This window comes from Bradyrhizobium sp. SBR1B, assembly GCF_014198205.1.
In the GTDB taxonomy this organism is placed as follows: domain Bacteria; phylum Pseudomonadota; class Alphaproteobacteria; order Rhizobiales; family Xanthobacteraceae; genus Bradyrhizobium.
Window position 1 is genome coordinate 473,056 of record NZ_JACIHC010000002.1, and the last position, 18,669, is coordinate 491,724.

At 65.2% G+C, this 18,669-nt stretch carries 19 protein-coding genes and 1 pseudogene; 8 read left to right on the plus strand and 12 right to left on the minus strand.

Annotated features, from left to right (window positions below):
• The first annotated feature begins 25 nt into the window (after positions 1-25).
• Positions 26-1,033: an SIS domain-containing protein gene (locus GGD61_RS06895; RefSeq protein WP_092255510.1), complete on the plus strand. Its 1,008-nt coding sequence runs from the start codon at positions 26-28 to the stop codon at positions 1,031-1,033.
• 40 nt (positions 1,034-1,073) lie between these two features.
• Here the strand turns inward: GGD61_RS06895 and GGD61_RS06900 are convergent.
• Positions 1,074-1,622: pseudogene (locus GGD61_RS06900) on the minus strand (carboxymuconolactone decarboxylase family protein); the annotation flags it as partial.
• Between the two features lie 75 nt (positions 1,623-1,697).
• Between GGD61_RS06900 and GGD61_RS06905 the strand changes: the two are divergent.
• Positions 1,698-2,018 carry a helix-turn-helix domain-containing protein gene (locus tag GGD61_RS06905; RefSeq protein ID WP_183230456.1) on the plus strand — a complete coding sequence of 107 codons (321 nt, stop codon included), beginning with the start codon at positions 1,698-1,700 and terminating at the stop codon, positions 2,016-2,018.
• 9 nt (positions 2,019-2,027) lie between these two features.
• Here GGD61_RS06905 and GGD61_RS06910 read toward each other — a convergent pair whose 3' ends face one another.
• From GGD61_RS06910 to hemH, 4 genes are all read right to left on the minus strand, one after another.
• A complete protein-coding gene (locus tag GGD61_RS06910; protein ID WP_183230457.1) occupies positions 2,028-2,471 on the minus strand; it encodes an NfeD family protein in 444 nt (147 codons plus the stop codon).
• A 55-nt stretch (positions 2,472-2,526) separates the two neighbouring features.
• Positions 2,527-3,531 carry an SPFH domain-containing protein gene (locus GGD61_RS06915; RefSeq protein WP_018316177.1) on the minus strand — a complete coding sequence of 335 codons (1,005 nt, stop codon included), beginning with the start codon at positions 3,529-3,531 and terminating at the stop codon, positions 2,527-2,529.
• 223 nt (positions 3,532-3,754) lie between these two features.
• Complete coding sequence (locus GGD61_RS06920; RefSeq protein WP_092255523.1) at positions 3,755-4,732, minus strand: ABC transporter substrate-binding protein; 978 nt, start codon at positions 4,730-4,732, stop codon at positions 3,755-3,757.
• 10 nt (positions 4,733-4,742) lie between these two features.
• On the minus strand, positions 4,743-5,780 hold the full coding sequence (gene hemH, locus GGD61_RS06925) for a ferrochelatase (RefSeq protein ID WP_092255526.1): 1,038 nt from the start codon (positions 5,778-5,780) through the stop codon (positions 4,743-4,745).
• A gap of 83 nt (positions 5,781-5,863) precedes the next feature.
• Between hemH and GGD61_RS06930 the strand changes: the two genes are divergently transcribed.
• The gene (locus tag GGD61_RS06930) at positions 5,864-6,262 is read left to right on the plus strand and encodes an MAPEG family protein (RefSeq protein WP_018316180.1); all 399 of its coding nucleotides are present in this window, start codon (positions 5,864-5,866) and stop codon (positions 6,260-6,262) included.
• 105 nt (positions 6,263-6,367) lie between these two features.
• On the opposite strand, the gene GGD61_RS06935 is transcribed toward GGD61_RS06930, so the two are convergent.
• From GGD61_RS06935 to GGD61_RS06945, 3 genes are read right to left on the minus strand one after another with little or no spacing between them, the layout of a single operon-like run.
• Positions 6,368-7,471 (minus strand): nickel/cobalt transporter, encoded by a 1,104-nt coding sequence (locus GGD61_RS06935; RefSeq protein ID WP_210310983.1) that lies wholly within the window; start codon positions 7,469-7,471, stop codon positions 6,368-6,370.
• Entirely contained in the window at positions 7,462-8,100 is a 639-nt protein-coding gene (locus GGD61_RS06940; RefSeq protein WP_018316182.1) for a DUF1007 family protein, read from the minus strand. The genes GGD61_RS06935 and GGD61_RS06940 overlap by 10 nt, the downstream gene beginning before the upstream one ends.
• Complete coding sequence (locus tag GGD61_RS06945; protein WP_092255533.1) at positions 8,100-10,181, minus strand: M3 family metallopeptidase; 2,082 nt, start codon at positions 10,179-10,181, stop codon at positions 8,100-8,102. Before GGD61_RS06945 ends, GGD61_RS06940 begins: the two co-directional genes overlap by 1 nt.
• A 138-nt stretch (positions 10,182-10,319) precedes the next feature.
• Here GGD61_RS06945 and GGD61_RS06950 point away from each other — a divergent pair, with 138 nt between their 5' ends.
• From GGD61_RS06950 to GGD61_RS06970, 5 genes are all read left to right on the plus strand, one after another.
• Positions 10,320-10,574: a hypothetical protein gene (locus tag GGD61_RS06950; protein WP_018316184.1), complete on the plus strand. Its 255-nt coding sequence runs from the start codon at positions 10,320-10,322 to the stop codon at positions 10,572-10,574.
• 690 nt (positions 10,575-11,264) lie between these two features.
• A complete protein-coding gene (locus tag GGD61_RS06955; RefSeq protein ID WP_018316185.1) occupies positions 11,265-12,407 on the plus strand; it encodes a type III PLP-dependent enzyme in 1,143 nt (380 codons plus the stop codon).
• A gap of 129 nt (positions 12,408-12,536) precedes the next feature.
• On the plus strand, positions 12,537-13,124 hold the full coding sequence (locus tag GGD61_RS06960) for a GNAT family N-acetyltransferase (RefSeq protein ID WP_092255536.1): 588 nt from the start codon (positions 12,537-12,539) through the stop codon (positions 13,122-13,124).
• Positions 13,125-13,270: 146 nt separating this feature from the next.
• The gene (locus GGD61_RS06965) at positions 13,271-13,660 is read left to right on the plus strand and encodes a RidA family protein (protein ID WP_092255538.1); all 390 of its coding nucleotides are present in this window, start codon (positions 13,271-13,273) and stop codon (positions 13,658-13,660) included.
• Positions 13,661-13,728: 68 nt separating this feature from the next.
• Positions 13,729-15,171 carry a homospermidine synthase gene (locus GGD61_RS06970; RefSeq protein ID WP_092255541.1) on the plus strand — a complete coding sequence of 481 codons (1,443 nt, stop codon included), beginning with the start codon at positions 13,729-13,731 and terminating at the stop codon, positions 15,169-15,171.
• 151 nt (positions 15,172-15,322) lie between these two features.
• On the opposite strand, the gene GGD61_RS06975 is transcribed toward GGD61_RS06970, so the two are convergent.
• From GGD61_RS06975 to GGD61_RS06990, 4 genes are all read right to left on the minus strand, one after another.
• A complete protein-coding gene (locus tag GGD61_RS06975) occupies positions 15,323-15,652 on the minus strand; it encodes a hypothetical protein (RefSeq protein ID WP_026201622.1) in 330 nt (109 codons plus the stop codon).
• A gap of 99 nt (positions 15,653-15,751) precedes the next feature.
• A complete protein-coding gene (locus tag GGD61_RS06980) occupies positions 15,752-16,468 on the minus strand; it encodes an MgtC/SapB family protein (RefSeq protein WP_092255543.1) in 717 nt (238 codons plus the stop codon).
• A gap of 134 nt (positions 16,469-16,602) precedes the next feature.
• Entirely contained in the window at positions 16,603-17,622 is a 1,020-nt protein-coding gene (locus GGD61_RS06985; RefSeq protein ID WP_177237069.1) for a WD40 repeat domain-containing protein, read from the minus strand.
• Positions 17,622-18,668, minus strand: a complete 1,047-nt coding sequence (locus GGD61_RS06990; RefSeq protein ID WP_092255549.1) for a GTP-binding protein — start codon at positions 18,666-18,668, stop codon at positions 17,622-17,624. The genes GGD61_RS06985 and GGD61_RS06990 overlap by 1 nt, the downstream gene beginning before the upstream one ends.
• Position 18,669 lies beyond the last annotated feature (1 nt).

Genomic DNA, 18,669 nt, shown 5'->3' on the forward strand with positions numbered 1-18,669 from the left:
CGCCCCCTCCTCCCTGGACCAGAACATGCCGAGTTCGAAACCGCTGATGACCCAATCATCCGGCCCCATCCCCGACAGCGTCGAATCCGCGCTCCGCACGCTGGAGACGGAGAGCGGCGGCATCAACGCGCTCGCAGCCGCCCTGCGCGGCCCGCTGGGCGAAACGTTTGTCAAGGCGGTCGATCTGATCCGCAACGCCAAGGGCCGCGTCATCGTCACCGGGCTCGGCAAGTCGGGCCATATGGGGCGCAAGATCGCCGCAACGCTGGCCTCGACTGGCACGCCGGCCTTCTTCGTGCATGCCGCGGAGGCCGGCCATGGCGACCTCGGCATGATCACCACCGACGACGTCATCATGGCGCTGTCCTGGTCCGGCGAGCAGCCGGAGATGAAGAACCTCGTGAACTACTCGGCGCGGTTCGCCATTCCCATGATCGCGGTGACGTCGAACGCGGCGTCCTCGCTGGGACAAGCCGCGGACCTCGTGATCGAGCTGCCGAAGGCGCGCGAGGCCTGCCCGCACAATCTGGCGCCGACCACCTCGACCCTGATGCAGGCCGCGATCGGCGATGCCCTCGCGATCGCGCTGCTCGAAGGCCGCGGCTTCACCGCGCTGGAGTTCGCGCATTTCCACCCTGGCGGCAAGCTGGGCGCGATGCTGAAATTCGTCCGCGACTACATGCGCACCGGCGCCGAGATTCCGGTCAAGCCCCTGGGCACCAAGATGTCGGAGGCCGTGGTCGAGATGTCGGCCAAGGGCCTCGGCTGCGTCTGCATCGTCAACGAAGCGAACGAGGTCGCGGGCATCATCACCGACGGCGACCTGCGCCGCCACATGCGGCCCGATTTGCTGACGGCGTCGGTCGACGAGATCATGACGAAGCAGCCGAAGACCGTGCCGCCGTCGATGCTCGCCACCGAGATGATCGAAGTGCTGAACACAAGCAAGATCACGACGCTGGTCGTGACCGAGGCGGGCAAGGTGGTGGGCATCGTGCATCTGCACGATCTGCTGAGGGCGGGCGTGGCGTAATTTCTTCGCCTCTCCCCGCTTGCGGGGCGAGGGAGTCCACCGCCGGAAATCGCGCCGCGTTCTCCTCCAGCGGCAGCCGCAGCCCGTTCGCCAGATACGACACCGTGCGATAGAAGCCGCACAGCAGCATGATCTCCAGGATCTGCGCCTCGTCGTAATGCGCGGACAGCGCGGCAAACTCTTCATCGCTGAACGTCGCGCGGTGATGCAGCGCGTCGACCGCTGCGATCAGCGCCTGTTCGGCCGGCGACCAGCACGGTGACTTCGCATCGCCCTGCACGGTGGCACGCACCTCGTCTTCGGCGAGCTTCGCCGGCCCGGCGAAAACCGCGACATGCACGCCCCATTCATACTCGCATCTGTTCAGCGCGCAGGTGCGGTCGATGACGATTTCGCGCTGGCGCAGGGAGAGCGGGCCGGGATCGAGCAGGCCGCCGGCGCGAAACTTGTCCCAAGCGCGGGCATGGCCTGCCATCACCCGGAACAGCACCAGCGGCGCCGCGCCGCGCATGATGCGATCGAACTGCGCCTGGATCTCCGGGGGATAAGGCGGGGTGAGCGGGGCAATGCGCGGCGTGGACTGGGACATCGGCCGCCTCCTTTTGCTACATTTATTGTAGTAATACGCTACACTATCTGTAGCACGACGCAAGGGGGCGGGGCGATGGCAAAACAGGCAGCATCAGGAAGCGTCCGCGGCTCGCGCACCGGGCGGCCGATCATGGCGCTGCTGGACCTGCTCGGCCGGCGCTGGAGCCTGCGAATATTGTGGGAGTTGCGCGGCGAGCCCCTCACCTCCCGCGCATTGCGCACCGCCTGCGACGAGGCCTCACCGACCGTGCTGCAAGCGCGGCTGACGGAGTTGCGCGAGGCGGGGTTCGTGGAGCTGGGGGAAGGCGGAGGCTATCGGCTGACGCCGCTCGGGCGGGAATTGTGCGAGATGGTCATGCCGCTGCACCGGTTTGCGGAGAGGTGGAAGGGGTAGCGCTTTTTCTTACGCCGCCGCCACGGTCAGGTTCGCACCGTCGACCTGCACCACCTTCACCCGCGTCCCCGCCGGCGCATCCGGACCTGCGACGCGCCACACGGTGTCGCCGATGCGCACGGTGCCGCTGCCGTCGATGATCGGCTTCTCCAGGGTGAACTCGCGGCCGAGCAGTGCCTCGGTTCGCTTGTTGAGGAACGGGCTGGCGCTTGCTTCCGGCTTCGGCCGTGCAAGGCGGCGCCATATCGGCACGGCGGCGGCGGCAAACACCGCGAACATCACGAGCTGGATCTGCCACGATATGACGACGGTGAACGAGATCAGGCCGACGAGCAGCGCGGCGAGCCCGAGCCAGAACAGGAATATGCCCGGCGCCAGCACCTCCAGCGCCATCAGGATGAAGCCGAAGATGAGCCAATTCCAGCTGCCGAGCGATACGAACATGTCGGTCATGACACGACCTTCCATCATGGTGCATGCCCCCGTGCGGAGGGACATGCGCCGGTGACTATCCCTGCCGCGGCGGCACCGCCGGCGGCGTGCTGCCTGTCGTCGGCACCGAGCCGGTGCGGCGCGCGGCGGCGGCTGCGGAGGCGGCGCTTTCGCCGAACGTTGCCTTTGCGATCTCGCCGATGCCGGCGAGCGAGCCCAGCATGGAGGTTGCTTCCATCGGCAGCATGATGATCTTCTGGTTCGGCGCGTCCGCGAACTGGCCGAACGCCTTGATATATTTGTCGGCGATGAAATAGTTCAACGCGGCGACGTCGCCCTTGCCGATCGCTTCCGACACCGCCAGCGTCGCCTTGGCTTCGGCCTCGGCCAGACGCTCGCGCGCCTCGGCGTCGCGGAAGGCGGCCTCGCGGCGGCCTTCGGCCTGGAGGATCTGGCCCTGCTTGGCGCCCTCGGCGCGCAAAATCTCGGACTGGCGCTGGCCTTCGGCGGCGAGGATGTCGGCGCGCTTGACGCGCTCGGCCTTCATCTGCCGGCCCATGGCTTCGACGAGGTCGGCGGGCGGCACGATGTCCTTGATCTCGATGCGGTTGACCTTGACGCCCCAGGGCGACACCGCGGCGTCGACGACGCGCAGTAGGCGCTCGTTGATCTCGTCGCGGTGCGACAGCACCTGGTCGAGATCCATCGATCCCATCACCGAACGGATGTTGGTCATGGTCAGGACCGTGATCGCCTGGGTCAGATTGGCGACCTCGTAGCTCGCCTTCGCGGCGTCGAATACCTGGTAGAAGGCAACGCCGTCCACCGTTACCGTGGCGTTGTCCTTGGTGATGACCTCCTGCTCGGGGATGTCGATCACCTGCTCCATCATGTTGATCTTGCGGCCGACGCGATCGAAATAGGGCACGATCAGATTGAGCCCGGGGCTCAGCGTCTGCGTGTATTTGCCGAACCGCTCGATGGTCCAGTCATAGCCCTGCGGCACCGTCTTCACGCCGGCAACCAGCGTGACGATGACGAGCAACACCAGAACAATCGCAAAAATGTCGAAACCGCTCATATTTCCTCCAAGGCAGGAAAAAGCTCCTTGCCGCGCCGTCATTGGTCGGGAGCGCAACCCTACCGGTTCAGCGGTCGCAATTCACGTCGGTATCGATCCAATTCTGCACAAGTCATCCAAACGGGGAAGGATCAAGATATGTATTTGTAGCGGGCCCTTGGAAGCGTGCAGCGGAAACCTAGCGGCGAAAATTAACGAATCTGAAGGCGCACGTTAGACGATTTCATTCGATCACGTCATTCGCGAGGGCGATGAGGCCCGGGTGAAGTGTGACGCCGCACTCCCTAGCGGCCTTGAGGTTGACCGCTAGCTCGAACTTGGTGGGGTTCTGCACTGGCAGGTCGGCTGGCCGCGCGCCCTTCAGAATGCGGTCGATATAGTCCGCGGCGCGGCGGAGCTGCTCGGCGCTGTCTGTGCTGTAGGACATCAGCCCGCCCTCCTCGACGAAGGTGCGGCTCCAGAACACCGCCGGCACGCGCGCCTGCGCGATCGCCGCCAGAAGCTGGCCGCGATTGGCCATGGTGAAGAAGTCCGGCAGGATCAGAAGGCCGCCGTCCCTCCGCGACGCCAGCGCTGCTATGGAGACGGCGTCATGCACCGGCGCGGGCTCGACCGTCACCTGAAGGGTCCGTGCGGCGTCCTCGATCGTGCGCAGCATCAGCGGCGCGAACGGGGCGGTGGCGGGATTGTAGACGACGAAGACGCGAGACACCTTTGGCGTGACCTGCGTCAGCATCTCCAGCCATTTGCCGGCCAACGGGCCGTCGTAATCGGTAAAGCCGGTGACGTTGCCGCCGGGATGCGCGAGGTTTTCGACAAAGCCCTGGCTGACGGGATCGGTGACGACGGCGAACACGATCGGGATCGTGGTGGTGCGCTGGCGCAGCTCCTCGACCGAAGGCGTGCCGACCGCCAGCAGGACGTCGGGCCTGAGCGCGATCAGCTCGTCGGCGAGCCGCGCGATGCGCGCGCGGTCCCCGCCACCACTGCGCCAGTCGATCTTGAGGTTGTCGCGCTCTTTCAGGCCATGTCCGGCGAGCGCCTCGAGCAGGACCATGCTGCGCGTCTGGCCGATCGCATCATCGGCAGCCGTGACCGAGAGCACGCCAAGCCGACGTGCCGCGTTCGGTTGTTGCGCCAGGACTGGGACCGGCAGCGCCGCGATCATCCCAAGAAACGCCAGACACTCTCGGCGGTTCATGGGACGCCCATCAGATCCAGCCCTGGAGCTCACGCAGCACCAGGGTGCGGATCACGTCCATGCCCGGGTCGCTGTCGTTGAGGCAGGGGATCGCAGAAAACTGCTCGCCACCATTGTGCTTGAAGATCTCGGCGTTCTCCTGCGCGATCTCCTCGAGCGTCTCCAGGCAGTCGGCGGAAAAGCCCGGCGTCACCACCGCGAGGCGGCGCACGCCTTCCTTCGCGAGCCGCTCCATAGTCTTGTCGGTGTAAGGCTGGAGCCACTCGGCATTGCCGAAGCGCGACTGGAAGGTCAGCAGCAGTTTGGTCTCGTCCATGCCGAGCCGGCGACGCAGCGCTTCGGTGGTGGCGATGCAGTGCTGCTGATAGGGGTCGCCCTTGTCGACATAGGATTTCGGCATGCCGTGGAACGACGCCACGATCAGCTCCGGCTTGAAGGACAGGGTTGCCAGATGCGTCTCGATCGAGACGGCAAGCGCCTCGATATAGGCCGCATCCTCGTAATAAGGCGGCGTCACCCGCAGCGTCGGCTGGTTACGCAAACGGGCGAGCACGCGGAACACTTCGTCGCAGACCGTCGCCGAGGTCGAGGCGGAATATTGCGGATAGAGCGGGACCGCCAGGATGCGCTCGCAGCCTTTCGCGATCAGTGCGTCGATGCCCGACTTGATCGAGGGATTGCCGTAGCGCATCGCCCAGTCGACCACGACGTGGGCCCGGTCCGACAGGGCGGCGGCCAGCTTGTCGCTCTGCGACCGCGTGATGGTCTTCAGCGGCGACTCGTTCTTCTCGGTGTTCCAGATCTTCTGGTAGTCGAGCGCCTTGGTGCGGGGGCGGCTGCGCAGGATGATGCCGTTCAGCACGAACTTCCAGACCAGGCCCTGGTCCTCGATGACGCGGGCGTCCGAGAGGAACTCCTTCAGGTAGACCCGCACGCCGGGCGCATCGGCCGTGTCGGGCGTTCCGAGATTGATCAGGAGCACGCCAGCGCGCGGCAAGGCGGATTGGGCGGCCGGTCTCGCGGCCTCGATGGGGACGACACTGGTCATGGCTCTGTGGGTCGCGCGTTGGTCCGAACTTGTCAAGATGAGGCCGGTTTCGCTAGGGTCGCACCCAGGCAGGGGAGGCAAAGATGACACTCGCGGAATGGTGCGTCTTTGGAGCGCTGCTGCTCTATCTGTCGACGATCGGCTCGATCAAATGGATCAGGTTTCGCCGCTTCGACAATTCCCGGCCACGCGACCCCGCCTTCTACGAGGACGCGCTCTCGCAGCGCGCGCTCGGCGCGCACCAGAACGGCATCGAGACCTTCCCGTTCTTCGCCTTCGCGGTGCTGCTCGCCGAATTCAGGGATTCGCCGCAGCGGCTGATCGACGAGCTCGCGGCCCTCTTCCTCATCGTGCGCCTTGCCTATGTGCTGACCTATCTCGGCAACCGCCCGACGCTGCGCTCGATCCTCTGGAGCATCGGCTTTGCGATCAATCTTGGGATCTTCTTCATGCCGGCGCTGAAGCGGTTTCTGCCGGTGTGAGGTTTGCGACCGTAGCCCGGATGGAGCAAAGCGTAATCCGGGGTCTTTCCACGGCGGCACTGTCCCGGATTGCGCTGCGCGCCAGCCGGGCTACGAGACCTTCGCCTAGAAACACGTCGTCCGCTCGGCCGCGATGTAGCCGAACAACAGGCCCGCGCCAAACAGCAGCACGACGCCAGCAGCCGCGAATTCGATGCCGCGCATGAACAGCGCGCCGCCGCCGTCGCGCCCTGCGCTGAGGCGGGCGGCGATGTCCTTGGCGGAGACGGCGACGACCGCGATGGCCGCGACCGTGATCGCGGTGCCTAATCCCATCAGGAAGGTGGCGGCGATGCCGGCCCAGAACAGGCCCTGGGCGAGCGCGAACACCAGCACCAGGATCGCGCCCGAACAGGGGCGGATGCCGACGGTCAGGATCGCAGCGAAGCCGCGCCGCCAGCCACCGGGGCCGGCGAGCTCGCTCGGCGTGGGGCCATGGGAATGACCGCAATGCTCGTCATGGACGTGGTCATGCCCGTGGTGGGCATGATCATAACCGTGATCGTGATGATCGTGGGCATCGTGATGATGGTGATGACCGTGATCGGGATGATGCGGCACGCCGGCGATCGCCGGCACCGGCTGGGCCGCCTGCAGCGCCCGGATGAAAATGCGGCCCTTGACCCAGACGAGGCGCAGCCCGAACAGCGCGATCAGGGCGTAACTCGCGATCTCGATCGCCCCTTCCGCCTTGCACATGGTCTTGGCCGTCGCATTCAGCACCCAGGCAGAAATGCCGACGATGAGGATCGCCACCAGCGACTGCATCAGCGCCGAGGCGAACGACAGCGCGATGCCGCGCCGCGCGGTCTCGCGGTTGGCGACGAGATAGGAGGCGATCACTGCCTTGCCGTGGCCGGGGCCGGCGGCGTGGAAGATGCCGTAGGCAAACGAGATGAAGAGCAGCGTCCACACCGCCGAGCCGTCGGACTTGGCGGCGCGAATGGTTGCCGACATCTGGCGATAGAATTCCGACTGTTTGGCCAGCAGCCAGCCGATGAGGCCGCTGGCCTCGGGCTGGGCCGCCTGCGCCGGGCGCGGCGCGCCAAAGGGATTTTGCGCGAAGACATCGTGAAGCGCCGCATCAGCCACGCCCATGACGAGGAAGACGGCGGCGCAGACAAGAAGCCCGCAGGCGAGCGGAGAGCGAAGACGGCCGATCAAGGGCAATCCACCGTGATCTTGTTGGCGAACATCATGCCGAAATTCGAGTTCTCGCCGTTCATGAAGGTCTGCTCGTTGAGCTTCTGCGCGCTCGCGGTGCCGTCGCTCGGGCGCTCCAGCTTCATCTGGCAGCCGGCGGGCGCGCCCACCAGTTTCACCGGGCTCTCCTTGGCCATCTGGAAGTCGATGAAGAAAGAGCGGTCGAACACTTCGAGCACCAGCTGCTTGGACTTGACCGGGTTCTTCAGCGGCAGCGTGAAGTGCAGGGTCAGGACCGTATCCTTGTAGTCGAGGAAATAGTCGACCGGCTCCTGGAATCGCTCCTTCTTGCCGTCCGCTCGCGCGAAGGTGAAGTAGGCGTATTCCTTGAGCGACTCGACGTTGGTCTGCGCCAGCGGCCCAAGCTCCTCGCGCGTATAGGCGCCCTTGGTCTTGCTCTCGAGCCCCTGCACCGCATAGGACGAGAACATGTCATCAAACGTCCAGGCGTGGCGGACGCCGGTGATGGAGCCGTCGGCCGCGTAGAGCAGCTCGCTGGTCGCGGTGATCCAGACATGCGGATGGGCCTGCGCCGTGCCTGCCGCGAGCGACAGGCCGGCGGCAAGCAGCGATCCGAACAGGGCGCGCATGCCCATCAGGCCGCCTTCGCGTCATCGAGCAGGCCGCGCCGGCGCAGCAGCGCGTCGGGCTCCGGCGGGCGGCCGCGGAACGCCTCATAGGCGGCCTCGGGATCGACCGATCCGCCCGAGGCGTAGATGTCGTCGTGCAGGCGCTTGGCGACGGCGGGGTCGAAGATGTCACCGGCCTCCTCGAAGGCGCCGAAGGCGTCGGCGTCCATCACCTCCGACCACATGTAACTGTAATAGCCGGCGGCATAATGGTCGCCGGTGAAGATGTGACCGAACTGGGTGGGCCGGTGACGCAGCGCGATCTCCTCGGGCATGCCGATCTTCTCCAGCTCCTTCTTTTCGAAGGCGCGGACATCCTGCGCCGCTTCGGCCGGCTGGGTGTGGAATTCGAGATCGACCAGGGCCGAGGAGACGAATTCGACCGTGGCAAAGCCCTGGTTGAATTTTCGCGCGGCCAGGAACCGCTGCAACAGCTCGTCCGGCAGCGGCTCGCCGGTCTGGTAGTGGCGGGCGAACTTCTGCAGCACCTCGGGCCGCTCCTGCCAGTGCTCGTAGAGCTGCGACGGCAGCTCGACGAAATCGGTGAACACGGAGGTGCCCGACAGCGACGGATAGGTCACGTTGGAGAGCATGCCGTGCAGGCCGTGGCCGAACTCGTGGAACAGGGTGCGGGCATCGTCGGGCGACAGCAGCGAAGGCTCGCCGCCGGCGCCCTTGGCAAAATTGCAAATATTGAGAACCAGCGGCGCAACATCGCCGTCGAGCTTCTGCTGGTCGCGCAGCGAGGTCATCCAGGCGCCGGAGCGCTTCGACGGCCGGGCGAAGTAGTCGCCATAGAACAGCGCCTTGTGCTTGCCGTCGGGGCCCTTGACCTCCCAGACCCGGACGTCGGGATGCCAGACCGGAACGTCCTTGCGCTCCTTGAAGGTGATACCGAACAGGCGCGTGGCGCAGTCGAAGGCGGCGGCGATCATCTGGTCGAGCGACAGATACGGCTTGATCGCGGCATCGTCGAAATTGGCGCGCTGAAGGCGCAGCTTCTCGGCGTAGAAGCGCCAGTCCCAGGGAGCGAGCTTGAAATTGCCGCCCTCTTCCGTGATCAGCGCCTGCATGTCGTCGCGGTCGGCGAGCGCCCGCGCTCTGGCCGGCTTCCAGACCCGCTCCAAAAGGCTCCGGACCGCATCCGGCGTCTTGGCCATGGAGTCCTCCAGCCGGTAAGCGGCGAAGGTCGGATAGCCCAGCAGCTTGGCGCTCTCTTCACGCAGCTTGAGGACCTCGACGATGGTTCCATTGTTGTCGTTGGCATTGCCGTTGTCGCCCCGCGCGGTGAAAGCCTTGTAGACCTTCTCGCGCAGATCACGCCGGGCGGAGCTCTTCAGGAACTGTTCGACTGAGGAGCGCGACAGCGTGACGATGGCCTTGCCTTCCATGCCGCGCTCTTCTGCCGCAGCCTTGGCGCTGGCGACGAAGCTCTCCGGCAGGCCCTGGCGGTCGGCCTCTCCCAGCTCCATGACCCAGTCTTGCTCATCGCCGAGCAGATGATGGCTGAAGCTGGTGCCGAGTTGGGCGAGCCGCTCGTTGATCTCCGCCATCCGCATCTTGGCCTCCTCGGAGAGGCCGGCGCCGGCGCGGTGGAAGCGGGTGTAGGTGCGCTCCAGCAGGCGAAGCTGCTCCGGAGCCAGGTCCAGATTGGCGCGGTTCTCGTGCAGCTGGGCGATGCGGCCGAACAGCACGGCGTTCATCATGATCGGATTCCAGTGCCGTGCCATCCGCAGGGAGACCTCCTTGTCGATCTCCAGGATGGCCGGGTTGGAATGCGCCGAGACGAGGTCGTAGAACACGGCCGCCACCTTGCTCAGCAGCTTGCCCGAGCGCTCCAGCGCCGTGATGGTGTTAGCGAAGTCGACCGCCGCCGGATCGTTGGTGATCGCCGCGATCTCGGCGGAGTGGTCGGCGAAGGCCTGCTCGAAGGCCGGCAGGAAGTGCTCGGGCTTGATCTCGTCGAACGGCGGGGTCGCAAACGGCGTCACCCAGGCCTTCAGCAGCGGGTTGGTCTCGGAGTCCGTAATTTGGCGGGGTTCTGACATCACAAGTCCCGATTTCGTGGCTCAATTGTTGCGGCCAGCTATAGCACGCGATAGGGCTTTTTTGGGCCATTTGCCCTTGCTCCCGGCCGCCTTTTCGGGGAGATTGCGGCCCTCGACAGACTAGGGATCCCTGAGCTCATGAACGCGCCTTCCTCCTCGTCCCGTCAGATCGCCTGGCCAAGCGTCATCACCGTCATCAGCGCCGCCATCCTGATCGGTGCGGAGGTGTTCGGCGCGGCCTTCGCCGGCGGCTGGGCGCTCGCGATCCTGTTCGGCCTCGGCGACCAGGGCACGCACATCCTGCAGGCCGTGCTGTTCGCGCTCGGTGTGCTCGTGATGACCGCGTTCATCCGCGCGGCCCAGCGTGTCGAGCCCTTCACGAAGCGCCGCTGACGCTTCTCGCGCGCGAGAGACGCGCGCGCTGCCGCAGAAAACTTAACGCGTGTTCATCTTCCGCGTCGCTCGCGCAACACCGCGCAAGCAGATGTTAGGCAATTCTGTTCTCAGCCTAAAAAAATTCTTGCGAAGCTGATTCAAAACGCTTATGTGCGCTCTTGCCCAATTTCGCACGTGCCTGTGGTCGTGTGTCAGTCGGTAGGTATCCGGACAAGAGGCCGGACAGCCGCCAAGGGGTGAAGAAGCCGAGGGGCTCTTCGGAAGTGCGGAAGTCGGAAGACGGAAGGTCGCAAGGCCTGAAGGTCGGACGAAGAAGCAAACCCGGAGCGTCCAGCATCTCTCTCAAAGAGATGCCTTGTCGAAGGTGACTTCGCTCTTTGCAACCGTGACTGGCAGCCGGAGGCGAACCGGCGCACCCCGCTCTCAACGGGGGACGCGACTTAAAGCAACGACGGATCGGGCTTTTTTGGTCTCTACCGGCATTCCAACGCCGGCGCGGGCTACTGAAAAGGCTTGTCCTTCATTGCCAGGTGTGCGGGCGGGAAATTCCCAACCAATCCACGGCAGCACAATTCGGTCTAGGGGTCTTTGCCCTGTCGCGTCTCCATCGTGCGGCAGCGGCGTAGCACCCTCGTCCGAGAACCACTTTGAACGAGCTCCGTCGCTGGGGCCGCTTTGGAGAGTGCTATGACCGAACGTATCCAGGAATTCCTGCGCAACCGCCGCAAGGATGGCCTCGACACCGAGCCGTGCCTCGTCGTCGACCTCGAGGTCGTGCGCGACAATTACCAGACCTTCGCCAAGGCGCTGCCCGACAGCCGCGTGTTCTACGCCGTCAAGGCGAACCCGGCACCGGAAGTGCTGGCGCTGCTGGCATCCATGGGCTCCTGCTTCGACACCGCGACGGTCGCCGAGATCGAGATGGCGCTGGCCGCGGGTGCGACGCCCGACCGCATCTCCTTCGGCAACACGATCAAGAAGGAGCGCGACATCGCGCGCGCCTTCGCGCTCGGCATCCGGCTGTTCGCCGTGGATTGCGCCGCCGAAGTCGAGAAGGTCGCCCGTGCCGCACCCGGCGCGAAGGTGTTCTGCCGCATCCTCTATGACTGCGCCGGCGCCGAGTGGCCGCTGTCGCGCAAGTTCGGCTGCGACCCGGAAATGGCCGTCGAGGTGCTCGACGTTGCCAAGCGCCTGGGCCTGGAGCCGTGCGGCATCTCGTTCCATGTCGGCTCGCAGCAGCGCAAGGTGAAGGCGTGGGACCGTGCGCTGGCGATGGCCTCGCAGGTGTTCCGCGACTGCGCCGAGCGCGGCATCAACCTGTCCATGGTCAACATGGGCGGCGGCTTTCCGACCAAGTACCTGAAGGACGTGCCGCCGGTCGTGACCTACGGCCGCTCGATCTTCCGCGCGCTGCGCAAGCACTTCGGCAACCAGATTCCGGAGACCATCATCGAGCCGGGCCGCGGCATGGTGGGCAACGCCGGCATCATCGAATCCGAGGTCGTGCTCATCTCGAAGAAGAGCGACGAGGACGAGGTGCGCTGGGTCTATCTGGACATCGGCAAGTTCGGCGGTCTCGCCGAGACGATGGACGAGTCGATCCGCTACGCCATCCGTACCCGTCATGACGGCGCGGACATGACGCCGTGCGTGCTCGCGGGTCCGACCTGCGACAGCGCCGACGTGCTGTACGAGAAGAGCCCGTATCCGCTCCCCGTCACGCTCGAGATCGGCGACAAGGTGCTGATCGAAGGCACCGGGGCCTATACGTCGACCTACTCGTCGGTGGCGTTCAACGGCATCCCGCCGCTGCGGACGTACCATATCTGATCCGCCTCTTTCTCTGAGGCCTGACGAACCCGGGAGCCGGCTTGCCGGCTCCTCCCTGACAGTTCGATCTGACGACGTCTTGGACAGGCGTGCTGCGCGCACGCCGGTTCAAGCGGGGACTGACGCGCCATGACTGCTTTTCGGAAGCCACAGATCGCCCTCACCTCGAAAGCCGCTCCGTTCGCGATCCGTGCGGAACGTGCTGTCGACGTCGCCGCCCGTGAAGCGCTGCTGGATGCCTGCTTTGGCGAGAACCGCCATGACCGCACCTGCCAGCGCCTGCGCGACGGACGCGCGCCCGCCACAGGCCTTGCCCTGTCGGCGGTGCGCGAGGGCAAGCTCGTGGGAACCGTGCGGCTGTGGCACGTCAGCGCCGGAGGCAGGCCCGCTCTGGTCCTCGGACCGCTGGCGGTGGACCCTGCCTGCCGCGAGCTCGGGATCGGCGCCGCGCTGATGCATCAAGCGCTGGCCGCCGCCCGAGCGCGCGGGCATGAAGCCGTCATCCTGCTCGGCGATGCCCCCTATTATGCCCGCTTCGGCTTCTCGGGCGAGAAGACCGGCGCGCTGGCGCTGCCCGGCCCGTTCGAGCGCGACCGGCTGCTCGCGATCGAATTCCAGGCGGGTGCGCTCGATGGCGCCGAGGGGATGATCGTCCCGACCGGCGCGCCCCTGTCCAAACGGAGGATCCTTCGCGCCCTCCATGCGCACGCGGCCTGAGGGATTGCCATGATGGCGACGACCGAAGCCGCGTAAAGCGGCAACGCTTGGCTGCGCCGTCCTGACGCCTGATCTTTCGGGGTTGCGCAGGCTCGAGAAACGCCCTTTAACCCCGCGAAACACGCCTTTCAGTCGAGGTCCGAAGCATGTCCCGTCGCCTCATCTCCACCGGCTCTCCCCTCGAGAAGACCGTCGGCTACAGCCGCGCCGTGATCGACGGCGATTTCGCCTTCGTCGCGGGAACCACGGGCTATGACTACACCACGATGACGATGCCGGCCGATGTCACGAGCCAGTCACGCAACTGCTTCAAGACCATCGAAGCTGTCCTGAAAGAGGGCGGATTCGAGATGGCCGATATTGTCCGTGCGACCTACTACGTCACCGACGCCAGCTACATCGACGCCCACTTCGCCGTCTGCGGCGAGGTCCTCGGTGACATCAGGCCGGCGGCGACGTTGCTGGTCGTCAGCGCCCTCGCCAAGCCCGAGATGAAGGTCGAGATCGAAGTCACCGCCAAGCGCCGCAGCGTCTGACAAGCGCCGCTGCGCCTGATCCACCCCTCACCATTTGTTTGCCAGCACGTTCCGGAGAAAACCATCCCATGAGCCCCGCCTCGCAGATCTACGCGAAGATCACCGGTCCCATCGTCATGGTCGGCTTCGGCTCCATCGGCAAAGGCACGTTGCCGCTGATCGAGCGGCATCTCGACTACGACAAGTCCCGCGTCACCGTGATTGATCCCAAGGACGAGGGCCGCAAGGCGCATTGCGAAAAGCACAATGTGCGCTTCATCCAGAAGGCCGTGACCCGGGACAATTACCGCGAGTTGCTGACCCCGCTGCTGACCGAAGGCGGCGGCCAGGGCTTTTGCGTCAATCTATCGGTCGACACTGGCTCCACCGACATCATGGAGCTCTGCAACGAGCTCGGCGCGCTCTACATCGACACCGTCAACGAGCCCTGGCTAGGCTTCTATTTCGACTCCTCGAAGGGTCCGGAAGCGCGCTCCAATTACGCCCTGCGCGAAGCCACGCTGGCGGCCAAGCGCGCGCGTCCCGCGGGCTCGACCACGGCGGTCTCCTGCTGCGGCGCCAATCCCGGTATGGTCTCCTTTTTCGTCAAGCAGGCGCTCCTCAACGTCGCCGCCGATCTGAAGCTCAATGCCCCCAAGCCGAAGACCAAGGCCGAATGGGCGGATTTGATGCGGCAGGCCGGCATCAAGGGCATTCACATTGCCGAACGCGACACCCAGCGCTCGAAGAAGCCGAAAGAGCCCGACGTGTTCGTCAACACTTGGTCGGTCGAAGGCTTCCTGTCGGAAGGCGTGCAGCCGTCAGAGCTCGGCTGGGGCACCCATGAAAAATGGATGCCCGAGAACGCGCGGACCCACGAAGCTGGCTGCGGCGCTGCCATCTACCTGATGCAGCCCGGCGCCAACACGCGCGTGCGCACCTGGTGCCCGACCCGCGGCGCGCAATATGGCTTCCTCGTCACCCACAACGAGTCGATCTCGATCGCCGACTACTTCACGGTGCGCGACGCATCGGGCAAGGCGATCTACCGGCCGACCTGCCACTATGCCTATCACCCCGCCGACGATGCCGTGCTGTCACTGCACGAGATGTTCGGCCGCGCCGCGAAGATGCAGGAGAAGCACCACATCCTCGACGAGAACGAGATCGTGGACGGCATCGACGAACTCGGCGTGCTGCTGTTCGGCCACGACAACAATGCCTACTGGTACGGCTCGCAGCTCTCCATCGAAGAGACCCGCGCGCTCGCACCCTATCAGAATGCCACCGGCCTGCAGGTGACCTCTGCCGTGCTCGGCGGCATGGTGTGGGCGCTGGAGAACCCGAAGGAAGGCATCGTCGAAGCCGACGAGATGGATTTCGATCGCCTGTTGGAAATCCAGCTGCCCTATCTCGGCCCAGTGAAGGGGTTCTACACCGACTGGACGCCGCTGACGGATCGTCCGGGACTGTTTCCGGAAGACATCGACACCAGCGATCCCTGGCAGTTCAAGAACATTCTGGTGCGCTGAGGGGCGCGGGCTTCGGCCCCACCACAGCTGTCATGCCCCGCGAAGGCGGGGCATCCAGTACGCCGCGGCGTCTCGGTTCAATCACTACGGTCTCTGAAAATACTGGATCGTCCGCCTTCGCGGACGATGACACCGTTGGTCTATCAGACAGCTACTTCTTCTCGATCGGCGGCGCGATCTTCTCGGCCGGTGCCGGCGGCAGTGCCGGCTTGGTCGCCGCGCCTTGTGTCTGCGGCTCAGGCCGCGCCGGCTCGGGGGCCGGCGTGGTCGGCCGGTCGCCGCCCGGCTTGGCTTCCGCGGGCACCTTGCTCTGCTCGTCAGAGGGCGTGCCCTGAAGCGGCGGTGTCGCCTGCGCCAGCTGCATCCGGCTCTCGGCGCGGATCTGCGCGATCGATATGCCCGATATAACGACACCTGCTGCGAACAGCGAACAGGCGATCAGAAGGTCGAGTTTCAGTCTGCGCTTGTCATTGACTGTCATGTCGATCACCGCCTTTGTCCGCGGGATCAACGAAATTGCCCGACCAGGGTTCCGTTCCCGGCGAGGGGGAACTGCAGCCTGCGCGCCAAAACGCCGCGCTCACTCCGTCGTGCTGACTTCCCACGTCGCGTGGCGGACGCCGGGCAGATGCTGGAGATCGGTCGCCGCCGCGTTCAGCTCGTTCGGGTCGACCGCGCTGGCGACCAGCTTGGCGACAATCTCCAGCATATCCTCGCCGAGCTCGACGACCTCGATACCCGCCACCGGATATTTCGCACCTTCGAGCTTGTCGACGAGGCGGTCGCGCATGTCGGGCAGTGCGTCGGCGGCGACCGCGAGCTTGAAATAATAGGTCGCCTCCAGCGCCTTCTCGTTCAGCGGGATGCGGTTGATGGCGTTGACCAGGGGGCGCAGCATGGTGTTGCCGGCGATCACGAACACGGTCAGCGCTGCAGCCTGCGCGATCATATCGGCACCGGCGCAGGAGCCGACCGCGGCCGAAGCCCATAGCGTCGCAGCGGTGTTGAGCCCGCGCACGTCCATGCCTTGCTTCATGATGACACCGGCGCCGAGGAAGCCGATGCCCGAGACGACATAGGCGATGACCCGCACCGCGCCGTCGGCGCCGTCCAGCTGCATGGCGAGATCGACGAAGGCGGCCGCGCCGACCGCGACCAGCACATTGGTGCGCAGGCCCGCGGTACGCTGGCGATATTGCCGCTCGGCACCGATCAGCGTGCCCAGCACGAAGGCCGTGGTCAGGCTGACCAGCGTGTCGAGGAAATCAGCAAGCTGGAAGGTCGTCAGAAATCGCATGAATGTCAGCCGCGGTAGGGTGGGCAAAGGCGCGCTCTTCGCGCGACGTGCCCACCACTTTTGCTTCGCTGAGAGAAATCGTGGGCACGACGCAAGGGCGCCTTTGCCCACCCTACGGCCGGAACCATGACGAATTAAAGCTCGAGAAGCCCGCCGTCCCCATTTTCATCGGCGAAAGCGAGCAGCGTGCCTTTCGCATTCCAGGCGATCGCTGCGACAGGGGGCGTGCCGTTGCGGCGGACCAGGATCTCGGCGCCATCCTCCAGCCGCACCATCAGCACGGTGCCGTCGCTGTAGCCGGCGGCGAGGATGTCGTTCTTCGGATGGCAGGCGACCACCGACACCCGCGCCTGCAGCGGCGCGAGCATCGCGGGCTCCTTGCCCATCGGGCCATCCTTGCTGGCGAACGGCCAAATGATGACGGTGTCGGCGCCCGAGGTCGCGAGCCCCTTGCCGCCCGCGCTCCAGGACATCGAGCGGACGCGGCCGGGATAGCCGGTCATCCGCATATGCCTGTTGTCGGCAAGCCGCCAGCCATGCAGCGCCGCCTCGTGCATGGTGGTGACCAGGAATTTGTTGTCCGGGCTGAAGGTGACGCCGAGATGCGAGCCGGCCCAGGGCAGGAATTCGGCTGATCCCGCCATGTTCGGAAACCACAGCGTCGCGCCATTGTAATGGGCGATTGCGAGCCGGAGTCCCTTGGGCGCGAACGCAAGCCCACCGACGGTCGAGGGCACCTCGAGCGACTTCTCTTCGGACTTGCCGCTCTTGACGAAAGCCGTCTTGCCGGCCGACCAGGCGTAGGAGCCGTCCGCGTGCAGCGCCACCGCATCGATCCAGCGTCGCTTGGGATCGGTGGCGAGCAGCGTCACCTCGCCCTTGGCGTCGAGCGAGACGACCTTGCCGTCGTCGCCGCCCATCACCAGGCGCTTGCCGTCGCAAGCGGTGGAGAGAATGCCGCCGCTGTGAACAGTGACCGTGCTGATCTTACCCTTGTCATCGACGAACGCGACATTCTCCTCGCCGCCGACGAAGGCGGCGCGATCCCTGAGGAAATGCACCGAGGTCACGCCCATGCCGAGCGTAACAGGCTTGACGCGATCGGTGACGGAGACGATCGAGGCGGAATCGGGGGCCGGCGAAAACTCTTTCATCACGAGACGATGCAGCTCTCAAAACCCTTGCGGATGGTTTCTTCCGGCAATTCGCGACCGATGAAGACGAGGCGGCTCTCGCGCGGCTCGCCCTCCTTCCACTTCCGCTGGTGGTCACCCTCCAGCATCATGTGGACGCCCTGGAAGACGTAGCGGTCGTCGTCGTCGTGGAAGGCGAGGATGCCCTTGGAGCGCAGGATCTTGCCGCCCTCGACCTGCACCAAATTCTGCAGCCAGGGCATGAACACGTTCGGATCGAGCGGCTTGTCGGTCTTGAGCGACAGCGACTGCATGTCCTCGTCGTGATAGTGCTTCAGGCCGTGACCGTGATCATGGTGGTGGTGATCGTGGCCGTGATGGTGGTGATCATGGTCGTGGTCATGATCGTCGGCCTCCAGGAAGTCCGGCTCGATGTCGAGGATGCGGTCGAGATCGAAGGCGCCGCGGTCGAGCACGTCGGCCAGGGCCACCGAGCAGCGCTCGGTGCGGTGGAGTTTCGCATAGGGATTGATGCCGCGGATGCGGGCTTCGACCTCGGCAAGCTCGCCCTTGCTGACGAGATCGGTCTTGTTCAGCACGATGACGTCGGCAAAGGCGATCTGGTTCTTGGCCTCGGGCGCGTCCTTGAGCCGATCGGACAGCCATTTGGCGTCGGCCACCGTGACCACGGCATCGAGCCGCGCATTCTTCTGCACGTCCTCGTCGACGAAGAAGGTCTGGGCGACCGGCGCCGGATCGGCAAGGCCGGTGGTCTCGACGATGATGGCGTCGAACTTGCCCTTGCGCTTCATCAGGCCGTCCATGATGCGCACGAGGTCACCGCGCACGGTGCAGCAGATGCAGCCATTATTCATCTCGAACACTTCCTCATCGGCGCCGATGATGAGGTCGTTGTCGATGCCGATCTCGCCGAATTCGTTGACGATGACGGCGTATTTCTTACCGTGATTCTCCGACAGGATGCGGTTCAGGAGCGTGGTCTTGCCGGCACCGAGATAGCCGGTCAGGACGGTCACGGGAATTTTCTGAGAGGTCGCTTCAGACATA